The organism is Streptosporangium sp. NPDC006013, assembly GCF_040614275.1.
GTDB lineage: Bacteria > Actinomycetota > Actinomycetes > Streptosporangiales > Streptosporangiaceae > Streptosporangium.
This window is the reverse complement of the sequence record NZ_JBEXUE010000896.1, coordinates 1-1,769: the sequence shown is the minus strand read 5'-3', so window position 1 is coordinate 1,769 and position 1,769 is coordinate 1. Positions and strand designations below refer to the sequence as shown.

The 1,769-nt window shown below is 71.4% G+C and carries 1 protein-coding gene; it reads right to left on the bottom strand.

Features of this window, described 5'->3' with window-relative positions:
- A partial coding sequence (locus ABZ260_RS50710; protein WP_355633053.1) for a hypothetical protein occupies positions 1 to 1,649 on the bottom strand: 1,649 nt, incomplete at its 3' end.
- Positions 1,650 to 1,769 lie beyond the last annotated feature (120 nt).

Genomic DNA, 1,769 nt, shown 5'->3' with positions numbered 1-1,769 from the left:
GACTGCACCACGGCCCGCACGCGCCAGCGTATCGACCAGCCGTTCTGGATCCCCTCCGCCGCGGGTGCCGTGTGCGAGGCCGCACACGGCTGGCCCGTGAAGCAGGTCTCCCCGAACGTGGTGCTCTGCCCCGACCAGATCAGCCCACTGCCCTGACCCGCCACAGCCGGATCGTGCTCGACCTCGGCCTCCAGCACACCAGGCCGACGATCAACATCCGAGATCGCCGCCGTGAACACCGGATACTCACTCGGCAACGTCCACACACCCGACACCGACTGACCCAGCGAAGGCGCCACCTCACTCGTCACCGGACCAGGCGGAACCGTCCGGAACACCGTCGTGTCCACCCGCGCCGACACCCACGCCGACCACGGACCCGACACCCCCGACACCGTCGTCGCCCGCGCCCGCCACCGAACCTGCCAACCATCGGACAACTTCCCCGACGGCACAGCCACCCAGGCGATCGCCCCCGTCGCATAATCCTTCGACGACGAACCCGCCCAGATCAGCCCCGTCCCCTGAGCCGCGGCGGCCGGATCATGCTCCACCTCCACGCTCAGCTTGCTCGACCGGTTGTCAGGATCGCTCACCTTCGCATACAGCCACGGCGTCACCGACCCTGCCGTCCACGACGCCGAACCCGGCAGCGCCGGATCCATGCCCAGCGATTCGACCACCGGCTTGCCGAGGTCGATGCGTGTCTGCACCCAGTCGGTCCAGGCTCCCGTGATGCCCTTGGCGGTTTCGCCGCGGGCACGCCAGCGGATCTTCATGCCGTCGGTCAGCTTCGCCGCCGGCACCTGCACCCAGGCGTTCTCGCCGGAGCGGGACGGCTGCGCGCTCGTGCCGGACCAGATCAGGCCGGCCCCTTGACCGGTGGCGGCCGGGTCGTGCTCGATCTCGACCGCGAGCCGGGAGTCGCCGTTCTCCGGGTCGGTGACCTTGGCATAGAGCCAGGGCGTCGCCGCGGCCGCGGTCCATGCTCCGGAGTCCCAGGTCGCCGGGGTCATCGACAAGCCCGCCACGGACGGCTTGCGCAGGTCGATGACGGTGGCGGACCAGTCCGACCACGGGCCGACCACGCCCGTGGCGGTCTCTCCGCGCACCCGCCAGCGCACCTTCATGCCGTCGGCCAGCTTGCCCGCCGGGACCTGCACCCAGGCGTTGCCGCCGGAGGCGTAGGTCGTGGCGCCCTTGCCGGACCAGATGACGCCCGTGCCCTGCCCGGTCGCGGTGGGATCGTGCTCGATCTCCGCCTCCAGCTTCGAGGCGCGCGAGTCCGGATCGGTGACCTTGGCGTAGACCCACGGCGTGGTCGAGGACGCCGTCCAGGACAACGCACCCCTGGTCGCCGGGGTCCACCCGCCGTCCGACACCGCGGGCTTGCTCACATCGACCGTCGCCGCCTGCCACGCCGACCACTCACCCTCGACGCCCGCGGTCGTGACACCCCGAACCCGCCAGCGCACCTTCATACCGTCGGTCAGCTTCGCCGCCGGCACCTGCACCCAGGCGTTGCCACCGGAGGCGTAGCTCGTGGTGCCCTTGCCTGCCCAGATCACGCCCGTGCCCTGAGCCGGCACGGCCGGATCGTGCTCGACCTCCGCGCCCAGCACCAGCCTCGCCCCACCAGCGTCGGACACCTTCCCGAACAACCACGGCGTGACCGACGCCAACGTCCACGCATCGGTGCCCCGCGTCGCCGGAACGGCGCCCAGACCGTTGCCCGCCGTGCCGCTGACCTGGACCGTGGCCGTCTGCCA